General features: G+C 67.6%; 21 protein-coding genes. 3 read left to right on the top strand and 18 right to left on the bottom strand.

From position 1 onward, the window contains the following. Positions 1 to 384: 384 nt before the first annotated feature. Positions 385 to 1,434 (top strand): tyrosine-type recombinase/integrase, encoded by a 1,050-nt coding sequence (locus OHT51_RS42330; protein WP_328884637.1) that lies wholly within the window; start codon positions 385 to 387, stop codon positions 1,432 to 1,434. Next, positions 1,427 to 3,886 (top strand): site-specific integrase, encoded by a 2,460-nt coding sequence (locus OHT51_RS42335; protein WP_328884638.1) that lies wholly within the window; start codon positions 1,427 to 1,429, stop codon positions 3,884 to 3,886. The genes OHT51_RS42330 and OHT51_RS42335 overlap by 8 nt, the downstream gene beginning before the upstream one ends. A 242-nt stretch (positions 3,887 to 4,128) precedes the next feature. On the opposite strand, the gene OHT51_RS42340 is transcribed toward OHT51_RS42335, so the two are convergent. From OHT51_RS42340 to OHT51_RS42380, 9 genes are all read right to left on the bottom strand, one after another. Beyond that, complete coding sequence (locus OHT51_RS42340) at positions 4,129 to 4,758, bottom strand: class I SAM-dependent methyltransferase (protein WP_328884639.1); 630 nt, start codon at positions 4,756 to 4,758, stop codon at positions 4,129 to 4,131. Positions 4,759 to 4,812: 54 nt separating this feature from the next. Beyond that, positions 4,813 to 5,316: an NUDIX domain-containing protein gene (locus tag OHT51_RS42345; RefSeq protein ID WP_443052754.1), complete on the bottom strand. Its 504-nt coding sequence runs from the start codon at positions 5,314 to 5,316 to the stop codon at positions 4,813 to 4,815. A gap of 435 nt (positions 5,317 to 5,751) precedes the next feature. Beyond that, positions 5,752 to 6,093, bottom strand: a complete 342-nt coding sequence (locus OHT51_RS42350) for a DUF6207 family protein (RefSeq protein ID WP_328884787.1) — start codon at positions 6,091 to 6,093, stop codon at positions 5,752 to 5,754. Next, a complete protein-coding gene (locus OHT51_RS42355; RefSeq protein WP_328884641.1) occupies positions 6,018 to 7,850 on the bottom strand; it encodes a hypothetical protein in 1,833 nt (610 codons plus the stop codon). The genes OHT51_RS42350 and OHT51_RS42355 overlap by 76 nt, the downstream gene beginning before the upstream one ends. Continuing rightward, complete coding sequence (locus tag OHT51_RS42360) at positions 7,847 to 8,329, bottom strand: ABC-three component system middle component 2 (RefSeq protein WP_328884642.1); 483 nt, start codon at positions 8,327 to 8,329, stop codon at positions 7,847 to 7,849. The genes OHT51_RS42355 and OHT51_RS42360 overlap by 4 nt, the downstream gene beginning before the upstream one ends. Before the next feature lie 92 nt (positions 8,330 to 8,421). After that, complete coding sequence (locus OHT51_RS42365) at positions 8,422 to 9,549, bottom strand: ABC-three component system protein (RefSeq protein WP_328884643.1); 1,128 nt, start codon at positions 9,547 to 9,549, stop codon at positions 8,422 to 8,424. 35 nt (positions 9,550 to 9,584) lie between these two features. Then, positions 9,585 to 9,926: a DUF6207 family protein gene (locus OHT51_RS42370; protein WP_328884644.1), complete on the bottom strand. Its 342-nt coding sequence runs from the start codon at positions 9,924 to 9,926 to the stop codon at positions 9,585 to 9,587. A gap of 18 nt (positions 9,927 to 9,944) precedes the next feature. Further along, on the bottom strand, positions 9,945 to 10,217 hold the full coding sequence (locus OHT51_RS42375; RefSeq protein WP_328884645.1) for a hypothetical protein: 273 nt from the start codon (positions 10,215 to 10,217) through the stop codon (positions 9,945 to 9,947). An 89-nt stretch (positions 10,218 to 10,306) separates the two neighbouring features. After that, entirely contained in the window at positions 10,307 to 11,674 is a 1,368-nt protein-coding gene (locus tag OHT51_RS42380) for a replication-relaxation family protein (RefSeq protein WP_328884646.1), read from the bottom strand. A 950-nt stretch (positions 11,675 to 12,624) separates the two neighbouring features. Between OHT51_RS42380 and OHT51_RS42385 the strand changes: the two genes are divergently transcribed. Beyond that, on the top strand, positions 12,625 to 14,277 hold the full coding sequence (locus OHT51_RS42385; protein WP_328884647.1) for an IS1182 family transposase: 1,653 nt from the start codon (positions 12,625 to 12,627) through the stop codon (positions 14,275 to 14,277). A gap of 317 nt (positions 14,278 to 14,594) precedes the next feature. Here the strand turns inward: OHT51_RS42385 and OHT51_RS42390 are convergent, their stop codons facing one another. The 9 genes from OHT51_RS42390 to OHT51_RS42430 form a co-directional block, all read right to left on the bottom strand. Continuing rightward, positions 14,595 to 15,194, bottom strand: coding sequence for a hypothetical protein (locus tag OHT51_RS42390; protein WP_328884648.1), 600 nt, complete (start codon positions 15,192 to 15,194; stop codon positions 14,595 to 14,597). A gap of 510 nt (positions 15,195 to 15,704) precedes the next feature. Then, on the bottom strand, positions 15,705 to 17,669 hold the full coding sequence (mobF, locus tag OHT51_RS42395) for a MobF family relaxase (RefSeq protein WP_328884649.1): 1,965 nt from the start codon (positions 17,667 to 17,669) through the stop codon (positions 15,705 to 15,707). A 142-nt stretch (positions 17,670 to 17,811) separates the two neighbouring features. Further along, positions 17,812 to 19,245, bottom strand: coding sequence for a hypothetical protein (locus OHT51_RS42400; RefSeq protein WP_328884650.1), 1,434 nt, complete (start codon positions 19,243 to 19,245; stop codon positions 17,812 to 17,814). Positions 19,246 to 19,362: 117 nt separating this feature from the next. Continuing rightward, positions 19,363 to 20,148 carry a hypothetical protein gene (locus OHT51_RS42405; protein WP_328884651.1) on the bottom strand — a complete coding sequence of 262 codons (786 nt, stop codon included), beginning with the start codon at positions 20,146 to 20,148 and terminating at the stop codon, positions 19,363 to 19,365. 653 nt (positions 20,149 to 20,801) lie between these two features. Then, positions 20,802 to 21,122, bottom strand: coding sequence for a hypothetical protein (locus tag OHT51_RS42410; RefSeq protein ID WP_328884652.1), 321 nt, complete (start codon positions 21,120 to 21,122; stop codon positions 20,802 to 20,804). 114 nt (positions 21,123 to 21,236) lie between these two features. Further along, complete coding sequence (locus tag OHT51_RS42415; RefSeq protein ID WP_328884653.1) at positions 21,237 to 21,416, bottom strand: hypothetical protein; 180 nt, start codon at positions 21,414 to 21,416, stop codon at positions 21,237 to 21,239. Positions 21,417 to 21,491: 75 nt separating this feature from the next. Further along, positions 21,492 to 21,677: a hypothetical protein gene (locus OHT51_RS42420; RefSeq protein ID WP_328884654.1), complete on the bottom strand. Its 186-nt coding sequence runs from the start codon at positions 21,675 to 21,677 to the stop codon at positions 21,492 to 21,494. 75 nt (positions 21,678 to 21,752) lie between these two features. After that, positions 21,753 to 21,950, bottom strand: a complete 198-nt coding sequence (locus OHT51_RS42425; protein ID WP_328884655.1) for a hypothetical protein — start codon at positions 21,948 to 21,950, stop codon at positions 21,753 to 21,755. A gap of 75 nt (positions 21,951 to 22,025) precedes the next feature. Then, a complete protein-coding gene (locus OHT51_RS42430; protein WP_328884655.1) occupies positions 22,026 to 22,223 on the bottom strand; it encodes a hypothetical protein in 198 nt (65 codons plus the stop codon). Positions 22,224 to 22,416: the final 193 nt, after the last annotated feature.

Here is a 22,416-nt window from a genome sequence, read left to right on the forward strand (position 1 = left end):
CGGTTGTCGACGCTGCGGACACGGTGTCGTACTGCGGCTTGGGCGTGGTCCACGCCTCGTTGACCCTCACCGGCCGAACTCGGCGGGCAGTCCTCGCGCATCGTCCAGGCCGGTTCCCCGGGCGATCTCGCGGGCACGCAGCTCCGGTCGGCCTACATGGCGGGCCGGGTCTGGTGTGTTAACTGCACCAGTCGCTCCGATCCGGGGCGGCTGATCGCCGTCTGAAGGAAACTCCTGTTGTTAGACCTGCGTCACGAGTTGATCGAAGGCCGGGCAGATGTGCCCCGTGTCGGTTCGGTCATTGAGCTGGAGACGATTCCCTGGTACACGGTTGTCGACGGTGAGGGCACTGCCGTTGCTCCCGTCGTTCCGTACCTCCGCGGCTTGATCCTGGACGACAACCGTCCGGCAACCGCCAAGAGCTATGCCCATGACCTCCTTCGCTGGCACCGGCTGCTGTGGTTCCTGGGCATCGACTGGGACCGGGCGACCGAGGCCGAAGCCTCCGCCCTCGTAGGCTGGCTCCGCGTCGCCCCGAACCCCCAGCGTCACCGCCGAAGCGCCAATGCGCCGCAGCCAGGCTCGGTCAACCCGCGCACCGGCAAGCCCTACCTCAAGGCCGGCTACGCCCCTTCCACGATCAACCACTGCCTGACCGTGATCAGCGGCTTCTACGCCTACCACCGGCATCACAACCGCGGTCCGCTTCTCAACCCGGTACCGGAGTCCCGGGCACAGCGCCGGGCCCTGGCCCACCGGGCTCCGGACGAAGAGATCCCTCAGTTCCGGCGAGCCCGGCTCCGACAGCGGGTCCGCAGATCCGACCCCCGCTCGATTCCTGACGAGATGTGGGACGAGTTCTTCGCGGCTCTGACCTGCGACCGAGACCGGGCGGCTGTTCTGCTCTACGTCTCCAGTGGATCGCGGGCGAGCGAGCTCCTCGGCGTCACGCCCGGGGACATCAACTGGGCCAAGCAGCTGATCCGGGTCGTCACCAAGGGCACGGATGACCGCGAACCCGTCCCGGTCAGCCCGCAGGCCCTAACGGTCCTGGCGGCCTACCTCGACCACATAGGGCTTCCGCAGGCCGGCGAGCCGGTCTTTCGCACCCGCCGGGCCCCGGACCGGCCGCTGACCTACTGGGCGATGCGCCGGGTGATCCAGCGGGTCAACGACAGGCTCGGCACGAACTGGACGCTGCACGATCTGCGGCACACCGCCGCGACCCGGATGGCGAACGATCCGAACCTGACACTCTCCCAAGTCCGGGCGATTCTGCGGCACACCGATCTGGCGACCACAGGCCGCTACCTGAACGCCCGGGTCGAGGACCTCTTCGACGCCCTGCAGCAGCACTACAGCCGGCCGCGCGCCGAGCGGATCATCGCACCCGGCTACGACCCCGACGACTTCAAGGCGGTCTTCGGTGGTTAACCGCACCACGGTCGAGACCTACACGGCCCGCAACCGGCGGCCGCGGCCCCGCGACAGCAGCCGCGAGGCGGGACGGCCCGGGTTCCAAGGGGCCACCCTTGAGGCGGCACCTGCTCCGCGGCCCAAGCATCCGCCGGCCCCGTTCGGGGATCTGACCACGACATCAGTCGAGGATCTCTGCGACCTGGCCGCACAGATCCTGCGAGGGAAGACGAACTCGGTCGCAGAGAAACGCAGCCGCGGGATCCGGAGGCTCTTCGGCCACCTCGCGACGCTGCCCGGCGAGACTTGGCAGGAGCGTTGGGAGGGCAGCGGCTTCAACGACGAGAACGCTCCGTCGGTGACCATCCTGGCCAGGCCGGAGGTCCGCTACGACAGATCCAACCTAATCTCCGCACTGAAGATGGCGTTCGGCATGAGGGTCATCCAGCCGTCGCTGTCCGGGTTCAGAGCGAACAAGTTCCCGGACTACCCGGAGCCGTTCCGCAAGCTCCAGCGCGACCCTCAACTCGACGAGATCTTCCGCGCGATCGACTCCCACCCGGAGTGGAATCCCACGAACCGGCTGCGGGCGAAGTTCGACATCGCCTGCGCACTGACCACCCAGGGCATCACCCTGGCCGACCTCACACCGGCCGCGCTCCTGCACTACGCGATGGAGGTCAAGAGACTGGGGGTCATTCACGGCGGCAGCAGCAGCAACTCCGGACTCGGCGGATACGCCGCCTGGGAGGTGCTGTACAGCACCGGTCACTTCCCGCAGTGCACCCCGCCGACCCTGCGCATGATCGTCTACGACGGGCAGAAGACCGTCGAGGAACTCGTCGACAGCTACCACGTCAAAAGCGCCGGTGTCCGCCAGCTCCTGATCGACTACCTCACCCGGCGCCGGGCGGACACCGACTACATCACCCTCCAGGCCCTGGCCCGCAATCTCGCCAACCTGTTCTGGGTGAGCATCGAGAAGATCAATCCCGGCCAGAAAAACCTTGTGCTCAGTCCAGAGGTCTACGACCAGTGGCGCGCGGACCTTCGGTACTGGACGAACGACAAGACGAAGGTCCGCAAGCACTTCGAGACGATCCTGCTGGCCGTCCGTGCCTTCTACGTCGACCTCCACAGCTGGGCCATCGCAGAGCCCGAGAAGTGGGCCCACTGGGTCGCTCCCTGCCCGGTCCTGCCGCGCGACCTCAAGGGCTTCGGCAAGCGCCAGCGCGAGAACAACCGGAACATGGCCGACCGCACGCGAATCCGTCAGCCCCTGCTGCCCACACTCGTTCAGCATGTCGAGTCACGGCACGAGCACCTCGCCGCCCTCCTCGAAGCCGGCCGCAAGGTTCCGCTGGGCGAAGCGTTCACCCTGGGCGGGCGCCGCTACAACCGCACCGACTCCCTCGCGGACCGGCGCCGGGCCCGGCTCCTGGACGACCCGGCCGTCAGGGTCGTCGAGCACGCCACGGGCAAGACGACCGACGTGACCGTGGCCGAGGACATCGCCTTCTGGGAGTGGGCGATCGTCGAGCTCCTGCGACACAGCGGCATCCGGGTGGAAGAGCTGACCGAGCTGACCCACCTCAGCGTCCGCCAATACCAGCGGCCGAACGGCGAGGTCATCGCCCTGCTGGTGGTCGCACCCTGCGAACGCGTGATCCCGATGTCCGCCGAGCTCTTCCACGTCATCGCGCGGATCGTCCGCCGCCAGACCCCAGGCGGGAAGCCGATTCCGCTGGTCAGCCGGTACGACCCACACGAGAAGACGTGGTCCGAGCCCATGCCGTTCCTGCTTCAGCGCAAGATCGGCACCATCCGGGGCGTCATGGCCGCCGGCACGGCCCTCAAGATGCTCCGCCGCGCCTGCGAGAGGATCGCCGAGACGAACGAGGCATTCGCCGGGATGACGTTCACCCCGCACGACTTCCGCCGACTCTTCGCCACGGAGATCGTCAACGGCGGACTGCCCATCCACATCGGCGCCGCCCTGCTCGGACATCTGAACCTCCAGACGACCCAGGGCTACGTCGCCGTCTTCGCCGAAGACGTCGTCACCTCCTACCAGGAGTTCCTCAACCACCGCCGGACACAGAGGCCCGACGGCGAATACACCGACGTCACCCCCAAGGAGTGGGAGGAGTTCGAGGAGCACTTCGATAAGCGCAAGGTCGAACTCGGCAACTGCGCCCGGCCCTACGGATCTTCCTGCCAGCACGAGCATGCCTGCATCCGCTGCCCGATGCTCCAGGTCAATCCGAAGATGCTGCCCAGGCTCGCGGAGATCGAGAAGGACCTGGTCCTCCGCCGCAAGCGGGCCGAGGAAGAACAGTGGCTCGGTGAGATCGAAGGCATCGACATGACCTTGACCTTCGTCCGCACCAAGCAAGCAGACGCCGCGCGACTCGCCCACCGCACCCCCGTTGCCCTCGGCATCCCGGCCCTCCCTCCACGGCCCGACTGAGCCCCTGACACTCGGAGATCCGGAGGAATCCCCGGCGGCCACCCGGAGCCGGTTTCTGCCCTGGCAGGCAGGAACCGGCCCCGGCGAGGGTGCCCGGCATGGCCTCCGGCCAAGACCACAACCTCGCTCCACTGTGCCGGAGCGCGTTACTTGCCGTGCCACACGCCGCCCCGACCTGCGAGTTCCCTCCAGCGGTACACGACATCTGTCGGGAGACTCGAGAGTTTCTCGCAGGTCAGTCTCTACGGACGGCGGGCCAGCAAGTGTGTGTCGAGGAAGCCGCGCTCGGTTGCTGGGTCGTGGAGCAACCGAGCCACCGTGACGAGCCCAGCCTCGGCCAGCAACTCGGCAAACTGCTCCGCCGGCCAGCTGTAGGCGGGCGCCACCTTGTGATCGAAGCGGACCGGCTCCGGCCCTTCGGTGCCGAAGAAGGACACCAAGAGCAGACCCCCTGGCGCCAGAACACGCACCTGCTCAGCGAGTAGCGCGGGCAGTTCTCCAGGTGGGGTATGGATCATCGAGTAGTGGGCCAGCACTCCACCGAGCGTGCCGTCCTCGACCGGCAGGGCCTCCATTCGTGCTTCGTCGAACCGCAGCGTCGGCTCGGCCCGCCGAGCGTGGTCGACCATGGCCGGGGAGAGGTCGATCCCGAAGGCATCCAGCCCCAAGTCGTGGAGCATGGCCGTGAGATGACCGGGTCCGCACCCGACGTCGGCTACCCGCAAGTTCCCCGTATCACGCACGAGCTCGGCGAAGGTGCCGATCATGTTCCGAGCGAACGGCCGCGTCTCCAACCGACTAGTGAACATCGACGCATAGAGCTCGACGACCCCGTCGTAGGCCGTCCTGGTCTCATCCTGGTGTTCTAACACGGGCAGGAAGCTACACCCCGCCGTTCACCGGCCCGGGCCGCGAGGCAGGAAAGGTCAGGACTGCGTGGTCCGGAACGCGAGATACCGGCTGAAGGCTTCGTGGCTGTCGGGGGTGAAGCGCCACTCGATCAGGGCCGACCGCAGCTCCGGCTCGGTCAGCCAGCCATGCCAGGCGACCTCATCAGGATCGGCGGCCACGGTGTCAGGCACCAGGGCTTCATGCACGCCGAGCCAGTGAGGGCTCAAACCGCTGCGATTGATGAACGTGAACAGCAAGCGCGGCAGTACACGAATCCCCAGCTCTTCGGTCAGCTCCCGCGCAGCAGCCTGTTCGTAGGACTCACCGACATCCACGGCGCCACCGACCACGACTTCGTGGAGCCCGGGGAAGCGCAACAGCTGCTCCGACCGCCGGTGAACGAGAACCCGACCGCGCTCATCACGACAGACTGTCACGGCGACCCGGTGCAGCCACCCCTCCCGGATGGCCTGACGGCGGCTGACCAGCACCCCCAGCACACGATCTTGATCGTCGACACGCTCCACCAGTTCGTCCACGACGCACACCCTGGCAGAGCCCACCGACAACGCCGCTTCCCGGCGACCCGCGGAACCGGACCAAGAGCACCTGCCTAAGGAAGCCAGACGAGAGTGACGACAGTTGTCCTGCGAATAGGACACCTCAGGCTCATCCACACCGCCCCACGCGCTCTGCGCCCGTCGTATTCGGCGCCGACGCCGAAGATCGGAGTGCTGGGCGGGATGATCGGCCCCCAACACACACCACTGAACTTGACTTGGTGCAGAGAAGGGCGAAGGTCAGGCACGCAGGCACAGTCGACGCCACCGTGGTCGGCTTCACCGGCGAGGCCCGGCATCCGAAGTCCCTCGCGGTATAGCTCCTTGACGGACGTGTGGCGCTGTCCCAGCGGCTGAGCACGCAACGCCCTCCGTCGTCGGCCCCGCCTGCTCCCCCAGCCGGGGCGCGGGCGTTCACGAAGGCCGGCGTATCTTCCACGCCAGCCGTCGGCGACGTGGTGGTGGAGGTCGTGGCGGGCACGAGTCGGCACGCCGTCGTCGCTGTGATGCGGCTGCGCTGACCAGTGGCGGGGCTTCGTCCCGCGCGACCGGGCTGAGCGGCTGGCGCAAGTCCAGGTAGCAGCGCAGCCGGACGCCGGGCTCCCCCGCACCCCGCGTCGTCCGCTCCGCTGTCGCCGTCGCCCACCCGTCTGCGAGCAGCTGGCCGACCGAGTGAGCGCTCAGCCTTCGGCCTGGGCCGGGAAGAATCCGGCGCGCTGCGATCCTGGCGTGCTGAACGCGTACACCGTGGCGTATTCGTCCAAGTCCCTGGGTGGGTCGCCGTTCTCGACCACGATGACCTGACCCGGGACGTCGCTGAGCAGGCCCCGGTAGAAGTGCTCGACGACGTTGTGCGTGAGCTGGACGTCCTGTTCGTGTGGCTCTCGGTAGGTGAGGACCGGCGAGTCGAGCACGACGAACCCGGGGTGCGGCAGGCCGCGGGCGGCTGTGTATCCGGCAAGGGCGGTGGAGAAGGCGGCGTGGATGACGGAGCGCATGCCCTTGCCGCGGCTGCCCCTGGGACGGCCGTCGACGGTGATCTCAGCCGTGTTCTGGTCGTAGGTGACGCCGTTGTCGCCGGGCACCTTCCAGGACTGCAGAATCTGCTGGACCATGCGCTCGAATTCAGCAAGGTCAGCGGCGGGGATTCCGTCCGGGCGGGTCGGCGGCGGTTCCTCCGACGTGCTCGACTGCAGGTTGGCCTTCATCTCCTCGAGTCGCTGGATCTGTGCATGGACGGCGAGGTCCGCGTGGATCCGCGAGCGGGTGGCCAGGAGTTCTTGGCTGTCGGCGTTCAGGGGCGCTAGGCGTTCGTCGAGACGGGCCAGGTCGCGACGCAGCGCTTCGTTCTGGTCCCGGCAAGCGGCGTGTTCGCTGTCGAGATCCGCCAGTTGGTCTTCGAGGTCCTCGATCGTGGTGAGCAGGTCGGTATGGAGTTCGGCGGTCTTGCGTGTCTCTGCGACGACGGCGGCCTGAAGCTGTGTGGTCTCGTGAAGGTGGTGACCATCCTGCTGGTGTTCTGGCGTGGCGCCGCAGAAGACGCACGTTCCGGTGCGGAAGTACCCAAGGAGGGTGCCGGCTTCGGCGACCATCTGCAGGCGGGCGAGGTCTGACTCGTACTGCTGGCGAAGTAGGTCGAAGCGGGCGAGCAGGGAGCTGACCTCACCGGCGCGGGTTCGGTTGCCGGTGGTCTGAGATTCGAGAGTGCGTGTCCGTCCCAGAAGGGCCGACCGCCTGGCGATCAGGTCTCCGACAGCTGCGGATGCGCTGGCCAGCGCTGTTTCGAGACGGCCAAGTTGTTCCTGCAGCTCGGCTTCGTTCGCCTCGATGGTGAGGCTGCTCCGGGTGTCGGTGATGACCTGGTCGAGGAGGTCGATCTTTCCCTTGCCGACCTTCTTGTCGACGTCGCTCGCTCCCTTGGGCCTCTCTGGATCGTCGGCCCCGGTCAGCAGGTACTTGAAGGCCGACTTTTCCGCGGTAGCGCTGGTGTTCTGCCCGCTGGTGAGAACCGGTGAGCGGGGAGCGGCCATCTGTGTCTCGCTGATGACGCAGAGGTGGGCCAGGTGGCGGAAGCTGAGGGAGACCCGGTCGCCCCGTTGGTTCTTAAGGAGATTGCGGCCGTCGGCGCCGATGAGCTTGAGCAGGTAGCGGGAGAGGTTGTTCTCGCTCGTTGCGCTGTGCCTGACGTTGAGGGTCTTCTCCGGGGGCGCAGTGGTCAGTGCGCGGACGTCGCCGCTGTGGATCTCGACCTTGTTGTCGTCGGGTGCGCGGGAGAGGGTGACGGTCTGGCCGTCGGCTAGACGGAGGCCAAGCAGAATGCGGGTGTAACCGTCGGCTTCCTGGATCTCCTTGAGGCTGCTCGCGCCGAGCATGTAGTCGATGGCTTCGACGATGAAGGACTTGCCGGTGTCTGAGGCGCCGTAGATGACGGTCAGGTGCGGCCCGAATTCCACGGCAGCCGGCGTTTTGCCGGGGCCGACGAAGGTGAGGTGGAGCAGGGTCAGAGCGCTCACTGGATCTCGTCCTCCCCGTGGTTGGGGACGTCGGCCCGGGATCGGTCGGTCCAGTCCTGGGTGATCTGCTTCATGCCGTCGCGGACGTCCGTTCCTTCATGCATGTACGCCGAGGTCAGCCACTCCGCGCGTTCCTTGAGCTGGCCGAGGTAGGGGGCTTCGAGGACCTCTAGGAAGCTGGCGGCTTCGTCTGTCGCGCCGTAGAGGAAGCCCTCCGCGGTCGCGGTCATGTCGGCGAGGCCCGCGCGCATCAGCACGACGAGCCCTTGCTCGATGAGGCGTCGCCGCAGGCCCAGCTCTCCGGGGCCGACGGGAAGGTCCGGGTGGAGACTGTCCGGTCCGCCGTCGAGGTCGCCGCTGTGGAGCATCGCGTGATCGAGGTACACGAGCTGCGCAACGTCGAGGCGCCGCGGGAAGGTCTCGGCCAGCAGCACGAGGGCGCGGACACCGACTTCCAGCGGGCTGTTGAGAGGGCTCACGGTGACTGCATTGCGTACCTCCCCCGGTGGCAGTCCGCCTGGCGGTGTTACAGACCCGTCGGTCCGGGAACCTCGTGGGCGGCGTCGAGGACTCATTGCGACTCCTCTTTGCACCAGGTCAGCTGGCCATCGTTTGCAAGGTGGTGGCACAGGCCCTTTCGGTCGCGGACGGTGATGACCGGGGCGAGGATGTTGGCGGGGTTCGGCTGATGGTGCACGGCTGCTTCCAAGACGGCAGTCAGCCGCTCGTAGCCGAGGTCGTACTCGCGTTCCTCAGCCTCGATCACGGTCTCGAAGAGATCCGTCTCGACCGCCTCGTACGTCTCGTACGGGACGCTCTCACGGGCGAAGACCCGCAGGGCTTCGGCGCTGTAGAAGGCTTCCCGCTGGCGCGCCAGGTGCCGCTGCGTCCGGGCGTGGGCGCGGGCCTCCTGGAGAGTCTGCAACTGGAGGCCGTACTTCTCGTTGTAGGCCGCCAGAAGCTTTCGGACGTAGACCGCCTCCTGCGCGCCCTGCTCCGACGGAGGCCGCTCAACCGCGGGCCGGCGCCCGAGCGGGGTCGGGAAGCGTCGGGCATGATGTGGCGTCGTGCGATGCAGCTCCACGATCCAATCGATGTTCCGGGCCTCGAACATGGAGAAGTCGTTGGCGTCGGCGAGCGCCTCGACCGCCGCGCGGACGCCCGCTTCCAGCTCTGCGCCGAGCTTGGAGTTTGCCTTGTTCCAGGCCTTGAAGAACTCTGCTTTCAGCGTCGCCGGATTGGCCAGGTAGCGGGTCAGGTACGAGCCGATCTTCGGTGCCACGAAGATGTAGCGGGTCGGCAACTCGTACACGCCGAGCACCTTCGCCACGAAGATCTTGACGATCTCCGGCCACGCGTCCGCCGGCTGAAGCGCGTCCTGGTAGTGCTTGCACTGATAGCAATGCCACTCACCGTTCGTGCCCTGGCGAGTCAAGCAGGCAGCGACGTCGGCACCACGGTCTCCAGCCCCACCCATGCGCGTCACCAGCACATATGGGTGCCCCAGAGCGCGGACCCACTCGACGGTGAACTCTTCCCACTGCACATCCGAGTACGTGTACAGGTACTGCTTGGCGGTGAGCAGCGGGGCACCCTGCATGGGAGGTGCCAGGACGACCTGGGACGGCGAGCTCGGCATTGGAATGCCCTCAAAGACCGGCCCCTCTTCTTCTTGAGCCGCTTCCTCCGCCTCAGCCATGTCCCCCCGCACCGTGCCGTAACGCAAGATCAACCCTATGTAGTCATACCACCCGGCCCGCCCCCGACGGAATCCATCGCGTCAGACCGGGGTGCCAGGGCTTCGTCCGGCGCGGCCGGGCTGATCGGCTGGCGCAGGTCCAGGTAGCAGCGCAGCCGGACGCCGGGCTCCCCCGCATCACGCATCGTCCGCTCCGCTACCGCCGTTGCCCACCGGTCTGCGAGCAGCTGCTGGAAGGCGAGCGCGGTGTCGTCGTCGGCGGCCGCGACGTCGACAACCAGGAGGCCGGGCTCACGCACGTGCGCCTCGTTGATGGGGTCCATGTACGGCACTACGCCCAGGCTGCCGAGCGGGTTCCGCCGGTGTGGTGTCTTCACCCGACCGAGTGCCGGTGATCAAGGGCTGTCGCCTGCCCAGTCCCAGCGGACCGGGTCGCCGGGGCGCGGGTCGTACAGCGCCCGGCCCCCGGGGCCGAACTGCCCGAGCTCCGTGAGGAGGGAGACACCGTCGTCGATCTCCTCCGGCCTCCAGCCGGTGATGTCGAGCAGCAGTCCGTCCAGCGGCCCGCCTACCAGTTCGGCGTAGCTGCGTCCGGGCTTCGGACCGGGATGGTCGTGGTCAGTGCCGTAGATCCGGCGGCGCAGCAGCTGCTCATCGTCGCTGTCCATGTCGTTCAGCGTCGCAGCCGCCACTGACAACGAGGGCTTGCCCAGGGGCGGCTGGGCAAGCCCTCGCGCTGCCGGGAGGCTTGCCTAGGTCAGCTGCGCCAGCGTCCGAGCCAGCCGCCGGCCTTCGATGCCTGCGCCGCCTCTTCCTCCTGGCGCTCCTGCTCCTGCCGGTCGCGTTCGGCCTGTTCCGCCTGCCGCTCCGCCTCGAGCGCCCTCGCCTTGCAGTCGTCGCACAGGCGCGGGTGACTGTCCCCGCGGCCCCAGTCGACCGCGATGCTGGCTTTCCACCGGTCGTCGGTGAACTTCTGTCCGCAGTCGGCGCACGCCGGACGCTGAGCCTCGCGTTCGGCTGCTTCCTGCGCGATACGGCGCCGCGCCTCTTCGTCACGGCGGGCGAGGGCGGCATGGCGGCGGGGGTTGCCGATTGCGTCCCAGAGGCTCTGTCGGCCCTCGCGGCCGAAGCGCCAGAACACGGGTCCGGACGGGCCGTGTTCGCGCAGCAGCTCCAGCGTGGTCGCCACGATCGGCATCTTCCCCTTGTAGAGGTGGAAGCCGTCGGCCCCCTGGCCCTGCCAGTGCTCGCGGGTGAGGGCGGCGACCTTCTTCATCTGGTTCAGCGCGGGCCGCGGGCCGACCTGGTGGAAGACGAGCAGGACCGGCGGGTGCGTCGCGTCGCCCCACTGGGGATCGGGAGCGGACCAGCGGGTGCGCCACATCGGCTTGTCCTGGCCGTCGGTGTCCTTCGTCTTGCGGTGGAAGTGACGCATGTACTTGTCGAACTTCGCGGCTATCTTCGCGGCGTTTTCGGTGCAGTTGTCGGCCTCGATGAACAACAGCGGCGCCCCCGCCTCCGGGGCGGTGAGGACGAGGTCGGCCCACGCACATCCCACGCCGGGGTTCTTCCACGTTCCCGTCGCCGGGAGGGCGACCTCGGTGGCGTAGGAGGCGATGCTGCCGATCCCGTCGGATGCGTCGACCCAGGCCTGGGCGGCCGCGATGGCATCGGCCGGCTCACCGGCCACCAGGTGAAGGTCGGGCTTCGGACGGATCATCGCGAGGATCGTCTCGTTGACCGTCATCGCGTGCGAAGCCCCCGAGCGGCCCGCGCTCTTGGGCGTGCCGCCCATCTCCTCCGGCCCCCGGTCCAACTCGAGTCCGGCAGCGGCCAGCCCGTCCTTGGTGAGCAGGCGCACCTCCTCTCCCCCTCGGGTGCGGCCGCCGTCGACGGATAGGCCATGTCGTCGCAGATCGTTGAGCGCGCCGCGATGGGAGGCGGTGCGCGCCTCCTTCCGCGCGGCTGCCGTCTCCTTCGTCGTGTGCCGGTACGTCAGGTGCGGTGAGGACAGCCGCTGGATCTGATCCGCCGTCGCCGCCTTGAGCACCCCGAGCACGCACAGCACATCGGTGCGCAGGTTGTTCGTCGATCCCGCCTCGTTCGTCTTGCGCTTGCCCGCCATCAACCCCGCCCTCCCGTGCGTCGCGACCGGCCACCGGCCGGGCGCCGGCCCCCGGCCGCAGAGGGCACCAGGCGCGCCCTGAACCCGATGATCGCCTCCACCACTGACACCCCACCCCCACCTATTTCCCAGGGCTTGGTCAGTGAGAGGAGGAGAGAAGAGGGTTGTGACGACGCTCCAGGCCACCGAAAAGCCGTGGTGTGCTGGGCAAATGCGGTCGGCGCAGGGGTCGGGCACGGAAGTGGGTACGGCAGCGGGATCGCAAGCGCCGACGACAGGAGACTGCGGCGGCCTGCCCGGCCAACCAGCCCTCCCGGCGCGGGTCGCGCGGCGACCTGGTCGGCGGCGCGGTCAGGGTACGGCGGGCACCTGTCTTCGGTCATCATCGGCGGTCTCTCCCCAGCGTCGTGGCGTCCTCCACCGGCCTTGTAACGGCCGGTGGAGCGCCCGCGCGAGGCAGAGCCGCCCCAATGGCTCGGTGGCCGCTGCATGCCCCTCCCGCAGGCGCGTGGCGGCCATCGTGAACACCCACCCCTTGACCGCGACCTAACGGCGGCCGGCAGCGAAGTTGGTCAAGGAGAAACACCCGCTCCTGGCGGGCGGCGCCGCATCGGACAAGGGGTCGTGGTCGGCCCGACCAGACTCGACAAGGGGGCCCGGTTCAACCCATGCACTCCTGGTTCGCCCCATCCGGTGGAGTAGGGAGACCATCCATCCGGTGCGCATCCACTCGGTGGGCGGTGCGCACCGGTGCGGCCAGCGGCGCGGGAGTGGTGCGCATCGGGTGGGGGTCGATGCCGTGCAGCGGGCCGGTTGGAGGCGTCGTGTTTCTCCTTGACCTGAGCCAGGGACCCTGTTGGCCAATTCCACTGTGGTCGTACGCGGCCCGGTGTCGTTGATCTGATCATCCGGCGTTGTTGCCGGGGATGGACAGCGTCGGGGAGGCGTCAGTGTCGCTGCGTACGGGCGGGCCGGGCCGGATTCCGGAGACAACGCGGAGGATCGCGAAGGCCGCCTTACCTCAGGGCAGCCTGGCGATCAGGGTGCGTGACGCGCTGGGCGAGTTGTTCCGCGACGAGGACTTCGCCGACCTGTTCCCGCAGCGGGGTCGGCCAGCCCTGCCTCCGGCGGTGCTCGCCCTGGTGTCGATCCTGCAGTTCGCCGAGGGCCTGTCCGACCGGCAGGCTGTCCTCGCTGCCAGAGCGCGTATCGACTGGAAGTACGCCCTCGGCCTGGAGCTCGAGGACCCTGGATTCGACCATCCCGTGTTGAGTGAGTTCCGGGATCGGCTGGTCGACGGCAGCGCGGAGACCCGCATCACGGACGCCGTGCTGGCTGCTGCCTCGGAGGCCGGCCTGTTGAAGTCTCGCGGCCGCCAACGCACCGACAGCACACACGTGCTGTCGGCAGTCCGCGGCCTGAACCGTCTGGAACTGGTCGGCGAGACCCTGCGGGCGACCTTGAACGCGCTGGCCGTGGCTGCACCCCGGTGGCTTGCCGAACTGGCCGACGACGAGTGGTTCAAGCGGTACTCCTACCGGATCGAGGACTACCGGCTTCCGCAGGCGAAGACCGAGCGCATCGATAAGGGCAACGAGATCGGGAAAGACGGCATGCGCCTGCTGCAGGCCGTCTTCCACCCGACCGCCCCTGGATGGCTTCGCCAGGTCCCCGCAGTGGAGATGCTCCGTCGGACCTGGGTTCAGGAGTTCCAGATCGAGAACAACGTCGTCCGATGGCGTCACCCGAAGAACATCCCGCCTGCTGGCCAACGCCTGGTCTCGCCCTACGACAGCGTCGCCCGCACCGGATCCAAGCGGGACACCGACTGGTCAGGATGGAAGGTCCACATCACAGAGACGTGCGAGCCCGACCACCCCAACCTGATCACACACGTGCTCACCACGACCGCCCCCATCCACGACGTTCAGGTGACCGACGCCATCCACGAAGGCCTCGCCGAGCAGAACCTGCTGCCGACCGAACACTTCGTCGACTCCGGCTACACCGAGGCCCGCGTCCTCGTATCCGCCCAACGCGACTACGGCATCGCGATCGTCGGACCAGTTCAAGGCACCGCGGCCTGGCAGGCCAAAGACGGAGACGGATTCACGCAGGAGAGCTTCACCATCGACTGGCAGGCCAAGGAGGTGAGCTGTCCCAACGGCAAGCGCAGCAGGGGCTGGTCCGCCAGCAACAGCCAGACGGGAGCTCCCGTCATCCGGGTCTGGTTCTCCATCAACGACTGCCGGCCCTGCCCCGTCCGCAGCCAGTGCACACGCGGCACCGGGAGGATCGGCAGACGCCTGACCTTCAGAAACCGCGAAGAACTCGAAGCGCTTCGCAAGGCGCGCGAAGAGCAGAAAATGGACGAGTGGCGTCGGCGCTACCAGTCCCGCGCGGGCATCGAGAGCACGATCTCGCAGGGCGTCCGGCAGATGGGGCTGCGACGTTCTCGCTATCACGGCGTCGCCAAGACGCACCTTCAGCATCAGTTCACGGCGGCAGCTCTCAACCTCTCGCGCATCGACGCCTGGATCACCGAGACACCGCGGGGCAGCAGCCGTACCTCCCACTTCCGCCGCCTCAGGGCAGTGCACTGAAGCCGCCTGGCCGTGTCTGTCGTCACGACTCCAGCAACGATGCTGCCCTCGATCTGCCTGGACTCCGATGGCATGGTCGCCGGTTGGCACGAGTAGTGCTCGACACGGTCAGCGTATCGACGAGAGTCAAGTTGTTGGCGGGAGACGACGGGCTTCAGTAACGCTCCAGGGCGTTGTGAGTCGTCGGATGTGGCGTGGTGAGAGCACGGTCGAGGTGTACGCAATCGGCCGGTATATCGCGGGTCACCAGGCGGACGTGGGGGGACACGCCCCGCCAGCTCGACGACCTGCAAGGCGTGATCAGCCTTTTCCTTGAGTCAGGCGTAGTTCAATCCGGTGCCATCGCTAGGAAGACTGCGCCTCGGACGCAGCCGCTTGACCTCGACATCCACATCGACCAACGGCGCGCGCAGGTCAAAGGTCGGCGCCCCCTCGACCAGAAGGGTGAACGTCGTCATCAGGTGAGCGGCAATGAGCGTCGGCTGCATCGTCAGCGTAGTGCCATCGACGGTGACCTGTGGAGTGACCCTGACAGGTCCACTCCCATCCTTCCAGTCTTCCCACGTGGCCTCGATCAGTTCGACGATGGGAACTCCCAGATCCATCACGATCGGTGCCCCAGAGTCGAAGAGGCTGGAAGGGATGTCTCGGCCGGTGTCGTTCAACATCTTGATCTCAGCGATGTAAGGGTCCGCGAGGACGTTGCCGTCGTAGGTGATGACCAGCCGCCCATTAGCCAAGCCTGTCGACGGGGTCAACAACTGGGCTGACTTGCTCAAGAAGAATCCCAGCTGTCTCTTGGGGAGCGCCGCACGTTTCGTCACGATGGCCGCAACGATGCCGATAATCACCGTGGCCAGAACACTGGCGACGGCCACCAGTACGGACGGATCTTTCCAACTGTCGGCCAGGTACACGCAGTTGCTCCCTATCGAGTCGGTATGACAACGCCGGAGCCAGGATCCTAGTGGTCACGTCCCGCTCACGCTGATGACCAACTGGAGGGACCATGCCAGGCAACGGTCCTACTCCTAAGGCAGGCAAGCGTCTTCTGGGTGTCCGTGTGCACGGGCGGGGGCGCAGCTTGACCATGGCTCCAGACGGAACATTTCGGACTGCACTTCCCCTTGACACTGCACGTTTCCCCTCGACCTTGCGTCCGTTGGTTGCCGCCTGAGGCAGCCGCCCAGCGGAATTGGCCAACAGGGTCCTGAGCCAGGGTCAAGGAGAAACGCGGCGGGTGCGCACCGGGTGGATGCACGGCATCGTCCCCGGCGATGTCGTCCATCCACCGGGTGGGCTCCACTCGGTGGAGTGGGTGCTGGCCACGGTGTCCTCCACTCCCGCCGCTGGGCTCCACTCGGTGGAGTGGGTGCCGGGCATCGCCGGTGCGCACCACGGCATCGGGTGCGCGGCATCGGGTCCACTCAGTGGCCGGCCTCCCGGCCGCGGTGCGGTCCGGGCTCCTGCGGGCGGTGCGCCCGCTGGTCGTCCTCGCGCACCGGATGCGCGTCGTCGGCATCGTCGCGGTGCGCGTAGCGGTCCATCGTGGCGCGGGCCCGGTCGGCAGCCGCGGTGAAGGCGTCCCCGAGGTGGCGCAGCCGCTCGGCGGTGAGATCGAGGGCTTCCACGTCGGTGCGGGACTTCCGCAGGGCCCGCAGCGCCGTCAGGTTGACCGCTTCCTGTCGGCCGGGCTCCGGTTCCTGATCGTCGTGCTCGACTTCGGCGGCTGGGGGCGGGAGCAGCTGCTCGGGCATCGCCGCCTGCTGGTGCGCGACGACGTCGTACGCCCGGCCCCGCACGGTGGTGGTGGTGCGCAGCTTCTCCCGCACCACCGCACCGGCGAGGACGGCCCGCTCGTACTGCAGCGGGAGGCGAGGTATCTCCCACTCCCCCGCTGTCTGGTCCGAGGTCCGGGCCGCAGCCGGCTCGCCGGGGTCGGCCGGGGGAAGCCGGTCCGGGTCAGGCGCGGGGGGTGGTGGGCGGCGGCGGTCGGTGAGGTCGGACAGTGCCCACCGTGCGGTGTAGAGGCGGTAGCCGGACTCCAGGCCGCGCACGGTTTTCGGCTCGCTGATGTCCAAGCAGTACGTGGAGATGGCGGCAGCCACGATCCGATCGTCCAGACCCGGCTCGCGGCGGCGGCCGCGCAGGACGAGGGCGAGGTGACGGCGGGCTTCGGCGAGCAGGTGCCGGCGGTGGAAGCGGCCGCCATCGTTCATCACGAACACCGTCGCGGCGACGTCGACGGCCGCCAGGGCGACATCGACCACGGCGGCGACCCGGGCCCGGATCGCCGCAGCCGCGGCACGGGCGTACTCGAGGAGGGAGTTGATGACGTCGACGGCCACCCCGGAGGTGAGGATCGCGCTCGCCTTCCACCACGCGCGCAGCTGCGCGAGCGGCCGGGCCGTCTGTTTGGGCGGGCGGGTCTTGCGGGCGGCGATCTGGTTCAGCTTGGCGCGGGCCCGTTCGGAGACCACGGGCAGGAACTTCGGCTCGCCGTCGTCGTCGACGGCGGTGACGTACTCGTGCTCCAGCTCTGCCAGGCAGGCGGCGATCTGGTCGCTGCGCCGGGAGGTCCAGCGGATCAGCTCGTGCGGCACCCCGGCAACCTCCATCACAGGCCGGCGCCCCGGGGTGACAACGCGCGGCTCGGTCGCCAGCCCCAGCGCCTCGCAGACCTCCGCGGCCACGAGCTCGTTGTATAGCGCGGAGGCGGCCACGGTGTTCTCGTGCAGGGCCAAGGTGTGGATCGAGCCCCACTTCCCGTCCAGACGCTGCCCTTTCACGGACAGCAGCAGATGGTCATGGAGCAAGGGCATCCCCGACCGTGCCTCGTAGTGGCGGAAGCGCGCGGCGACCAGACCGCCGGGCGGCCGCACCCGGTAGATGCCGTCCTTGCCGTACCGGATCACCGCCACTTCGTCCTCGATCCACTCCAGCACCCTCTCGATCGCCCGCTCGTGCGCGGCCTCGATCACCCGCCGGGTCTCGTCATCGCCCATGGCCCACAGCAGGTAGATCGTCGGCTGCGGGCGGAAGACGAGGTCGACGCCCGTGACCTTCACCCGGCGACCGAGAACGCCGGCCTTCCATGCGGCCTGCGGTGGCTTGCCCACAGCCAGTTGGTCGGCCTCGATCAGATCCGCGTGCGGGTGCCGGCCCCTCTCCCCGAACAGGTTGCGAAGTTGCGCCTCGGTGACGACGTCCCCGGCTGCCAGGCCGAGGGCGGCGAGTCCGCGGCCCATCCATCGGCCGGCCGGGACACCGGCCTCCTTCTGAGCCTTGGCGAGCGGCGTGCGCGCCGGGCGTCGGCCGTCGCCGACGACGGTCTGGCGCAAGTAGTAGCGGTACATCTGCCCGGCAGTGATCAGCTTGATATCCGTGGTCATGCAGACACGTCACACGGCCCTGACCTGCAAGAAAAGCCCGATGGGCGTGGTGTCCCGTCAGGCGGGAGTAGCGGCTCATCTTTCTTTCCGAGTGCCCGTCAGGCGGGAAGCGGCTCCGGTCGGGGCGCGAGTGTCAACGCTCTCAGGTTCGTGTCCACAAGTAGCCGTCCAGGTGCCTGAGAAGAGCCTGAACGCTCAGAACGGCGGCGATAGCGAACTCGCTGCAGTAGCTGCCCTTGGCGGCCTGGTGCGCAGCCAGATGCCGGTTGAAGGTGATTTGTCTCGGGGCGGGGCCGAAGGTGTTCTTCAGGGCTGTGACGAGCAGGTAGGCGGTGAACATGCCGGGTCTCATGCGGCTGCGACCGTCGTATGTGGCGAGGGCTCCGGTGAGCCTCTTGTGGCTGCTCATTCCGGAGAACTGGGCGTTGGCGAAGCGGTCTGACAGCCAGTCATGACCGTACTCGCGCATGCATGAGTCGAGGACATTACCCAAGAGGGCCTGCGCAGCGGAGTCTCTGCCATCAACGAGGCAATCGACGGCCTCCTCAACGAGCTCCCGATAGACGAGAAGCTCGGGGTGGTCTACCTCGCTGAGGCTCGCGGTGACATCCTCCAGCACCTCCTTGCGGTGATCTAGCAGCACCTGGTGACGGGCTTGCGATGTCTTGAGGGCGACCAGCATGTCGACAAGCTCTGCCCTGGGAGCCCAGGCCAGGCACATGCCGTCCTTGGCGCTGATGCGTAGCAGCCATGGCCAGAGCTGCACTCGCACATGCCGCAGGTTGTCCGGAAGGAGTAGGCGGGTTCTGGCACTCAGCGCCTGGCGCAGCAGATGGGACGGGAAGGCGTTTCTGGCCTGTTCAGCCAGGCCCCGAAGGGTGGAGGCCAGCGGATCCACTGCAGCTATCTGTGCGCGTATCCCGGCCATGATGGCCTGGGGAGGCAGGAGACCGGCACTGCGGATGCCTGCGAGCGGGTCGATGATGGGCATGGGCTTGGGCACGTGAGTCTGCAGTGCCGCCATGGGCCCGGTGATCCGAACCATGTCGGCAAGCTGCTCACGAACCCCGGCCAACGGATCGATCTGAGGACGCAGGGACGCCACGATCGAGGGAAGGTTCGTAAGCCCAGCATCCACCGCGATCTTGCTGCGGACGCTCGCCAACAGCTCATCGTTCTGGCGAAGCTGGGCCTGAAGCGCCGCCATGGGCCCGGTGATCCGAGCCATGTCGGCAAGCTGCTCACGAACCCCGGCCAACGGATCGATCCGCGGGCCCAACGACGCAATGGTCGATGGGATGCCCACACGCGCCACGTCCGAGGCGGCACAGCTGTGCACAGCAGCCAGCAACTTCTGGTTCTGCTTGAGCTGTGCCTGTAGCGCGGCAACTGGGCCCACCAGCCGGGTCATGTCAGCAAGCTGGGAACGGACCCCTGCCAACGGATCGATACGGCTCATCCTCGCCAGACCGGTGAAAGGGCTGACGGCTGATGCTCGCTCGCGCTCACCTCCATCGCGGGGCGCTTGCGAGGGGCTCTCGTCATCGGCTTCCTGCGGCTCTTCTGGCTCATGCATGCCCACAGGATTGCGTATGGGGCTGACAGTACCTTTCTGGATCTCCCAGGGTCAGGCGGAGGCCCAGTGTTGGCTGTGGTTCGCCGGCCGCCAGGGAGGACTGGCGTGCTCTCCGGTTCAGTGTGCCAGCACCGCGTCCACGCGGGCGTGGATGGCTGCCACGATCGCCCGGTACTTGAGGTCCTTCTTCCGGTGGAGCGAGGGGTAGTTGAAGGTAGAGAACCGCAGCTCGATCAAACCGGTGCGGGCTTCATCGTCCAGCCGGATCCAGTTCTCCATCTCGCGCGGCGGATAGACCGCATCGAGGTGGTGGGCCCGCGCCACTGGAAGGCCGAACTCTGAGTCGGTCAACGCGTCAACCAGCTCCTGCTTCCGGTACGGCACCCCGGTCCGGTGGTCGAGGTCCAAGCACCAGCGCACCGGACCGAGTCCCTCGTAGCCGTTGATCCCGAGCCCGCGGTAGCCGCTGACGTGATCGGCGGGCACGACCGTGTGGAAGAGGGCCAGACGCCGCAGCAGGCCGCTGCTGCACCATGCTCCGGCCTGGAAGTTGCGGGACCACTCCCCCGTGTTCCATTGCTGCTCGAAGGCCAGCTCTTCCTCAGACCACCGGTCGGGGCCTTTCCACAGCGGCCGCCAGTCGAGCTCGGTGGGGATGGTGTCGAGCGCCTGAGCCTCCACGCGCTTCCAGGCGCCGACGGGCAGGCCGGTCAGCCGCGCCGAGGTCACCCGGCCGCACTGGTAGATCTCGTTGCCGTTCTTCGTGCGCTGCCAGATCCGCACGCCGGGCATGCCGTGGACCTCGCCACCGGGCTCGTACGAGGGCAGGATCGTGCGCAGGATCTCGTGCGCCCGCTGCTCACTCTCCACCTCCAACTCGATGCTGTCGACGCGGGGGCGCACGCGGCGGATACCGAAGGGGTAGGCGGTGAAGTCGCTGCGGGAATCGAGAAGCTGGCGAAACAGCTCCGCCTCGAAGCGGAGCTGTTCACCGGACGCGGCCGGGATCGATGGCTGCCCAGGGCGCAGCTGCGAGCGGGCCTGGTCGTACGTCTCGTTCGTGTAGAGGCGGCGCCGATCGGCGCCCTGCAGTGAGCCCGAGCGCGGGCAGACCCCGGCTCATCCATACCCCGGGCGGCAGACCGGCTTCCTCCTGGGCGTCCTTCATCGGCTCGTGGGCGTTTCGCTTCTGAACGTTCCCAACACTGATCATCTCGGATCCCGTACGGCGGGCGACGTCGCGCCCGCCAGGCGAACACCGTCTTTCGCTCCCGAGGCCCATGCAAATGCTGCGCGACAGCCAGTCATCCACGCCCCACACGCCCCAACAACCGACAGCGGACGACTCCATCGTCAACACGCGCGCCGTCCTGGCTTCGGGCCCGGGTGTTCGGGGTCAGTTCCGTAATTCTCTGATTGATCGGCGCATTTTGAGGAGAAGTGGGTCGGCGAGTATGCCCTGAGCATTCGTGCGGCGAGCCTCGGCATCCCGGACACCTGGGGCGTCGACAGGCGTCGGCCGATCAGCTGGAGGGTGCGCCTGCCGCTGTCTGGCTTCAGACCAGGCCGTTCCACTCGCAGCCCGCCCCCGGGTCGCACTGCCAGCCTCGAGAGTCCCCCTCTTCCGAGAACGCCGGGTCGCCAACATCAGTACCGAAGTTGTAGGCGGGAGGAGGTTCACCGACCAGGTAGCCGGTCTTCTCTCCCTTTCCGTCCGGCGGGGTTTGTGAGGGGGGCGCGGGGGCGGCGTGTTCACGAGCCTTTGTATAGAAGGCTCTCCCGTTGGAGTAGGTATATACAGCTATGATCTCTGTGTAGGGCTGGTAGAAGCCCGTTCGTCGCTCGACGGCGCCTTGAACTGGCAAGTTCAGTTGCATCGTTCTTCGCATCCTCCGGTTGAGAGGACCAGGTCCCCGGAACATCCCGGCTCTGCGCGGGTATTGGTCCGGGCGACGATGTCGGACTGGCACCGTCGCCCGGTACGGACGCGGCTAGAAGAGCAGGCTCCCGAGTGCCCCGAGGAGGGGCAGGAAGTTCGCTTCGACGCCGGAAGGGTCGTTGTCTGCTCCTGTGGGCCTGGCCGACGTGCGGTCGACCGGCGGCACCTGCTGCGGCATCTGCAGGGAAACAAACACCGGACGGGACTCATCTCGCGTGGTCGGTTCATTCATCGCGCTCTCCCTTCATACCTCTCAGCTAGCGAGGCCTAGGCGGCAGACGCAAAGCGCTGCCGCCGACAAGCAGCCTCAGCCGAACAGGCTGCCGATCCCCTTGGCCAGCAGATTGATCAGGCCGTTGGCCTCGACGCCGGATTGGTCGCTGTGTGCTCCTGTGGGCCTGGCCGACGTGCGGTCGACCGGCGGCACCTGCTGCGGCATCTGCAGGGAAACAAACACCGGACGGGACTCATCTCGCGTGGTCGGTTCATTCATCGCGCTCTCCCTTCATACCTCTCAGCTAGCGAGGCCTAGGCGGCAGACGCAAAGCGCTGCCGCCGACAAGCAGCCTCAGCCGAACAGCCCGCCGATACCCCTGGCGATCTTCGGGCCCCATTCATCGAGGAAGCCGTTGGCCTCGACGCCGGATTGGTCGCTGTGTGCTCCTGTGGGCCTGGCCGACGTGCGGTCGACCGGCGGCACCTGCTGCGGCATCTGCAGGGAAACAAACACCGGACGGGACTCATCTCGCGTGGTCGGTTCATTCATCGCGCTCTCCCTTCATACCTCTCAGCTAGCGAGGCCTAGGCGGCAGACGCAAAGCGCTGCCGCCGACAAGCAGCCTCAGCCGAACAGCCCGCCGATACCCCTGGCGATCTTCGGGCCCCATTCATCGAGGAAGCCGTTGGCCTCGACGCCGGATTGGTCGCTGTGTGCTCCTGTGGGCCTGGCCGACGTGCGGTCGACCGGCGGCACCTGCTGCGGCATCTGCAGGGAAACAAACACCGGACGGGACTCATCTCGCGTGGTCGGTTCATTCATCGCGCTCTCCCTTCATAATTTGCCGTTCTCGCGGCTGGGCGTTCTTGCCCTCAGCGTTGGCATGTGGCCGCAGTGCTTTGTTTCAGACCTTGGTGCTGCGCATCGCGTAGCACAGTTGGCGAGCGGCGCCGGGCAGGTCTGCGCAGCCTGAGGCAGCAGCATCGACGCCGCTGTCGGTGCCTCGGCCCGCTGA

The organism is Streptomyces sp. NBC_00299 (genome assembly GCF_036173045.1).
GTDB lineage: Bacteria > Actinomycetota > Actinomycetes > Streptomycetales > Streptomycetaceae > Streptomyces > Streptomyces machairae.

Excerpts from the sequence above, each read along its gene's own strand:
- OHT51_RS42365 (WP_328884643.1), bottom strand. The coding sequence starts at position 9,549 with ATGGCTGAGGCGGAGGAAGCGGCTCAAGAAGAAGAGGGGCCGGTCTTT.
- OHT51_RS42375 (WP_328884645.1), bottom strand. The coding sequence starts at position 10,217 with ATGGACAGCGACGATGAGCAGCTGCTGCGCCGCCGGATCTACGGCACT.
- OHT51_RS42380 (WP_328884646.1), bottom strand. The coding sequence starts at position 11,674 with ATGGCGGGCAAGCGCAAGACGAACGAGGCGGGATCGACGAACAACCTG.
- mobF (WP_328884649.1), bottom strand. The coding sequence starts at position 17,669 with ATGACCACGGATATCAAGCTGATCACTGCCGGGCAGATGTACCGCTAC.
- OHT51_RS42400 (WP_328884650.1), bottom strand. The coding sequence starts at position 19,245 with ATGCATGAGCCAGAAGAGCCGCAGGAAGCCGATGACGAGAGCCCCTCG.
- OHT51_RS42410 (WP_328884652.1), bottom strand. The coding sequence starts at position 21,122 with ATGCAACTGAACTTGCCAGTTCAAGGCGCCGTCGAGCGACGAACGGGC.
- OHT51_RS42415 (WP_328884653.1), bottom strand. The coding sequence starts at position 21,416 with ATGAATGAACCGACCACGCGAGATGAGTCCCGTCCGGTGTTTGTTTCC.
- OHT51_RS42420 (WP_328884654.1), bottom strand. The coding sequence starts at position 21,677 with ATGAATGAACCGACCACGCGAGATGAGTCCCGTCCGGTGTTTGTTTCC.
- OHT51_RS42425 (WP_328884655.1), bottom strand. The coding sequence starts at position 21,950 with ATGAATGAACCGACCACGCGAGATGAGTCCCGTCCGGTGTTTGTTTCC.
- OHT51_RS42430 (WP_328884655.1), bottom strand. The coding sequence starts at position 22,223 with ATGAATGAACCGACCACGCGAGATGAGTCCCGTCCGGTGTTTGTTTCC.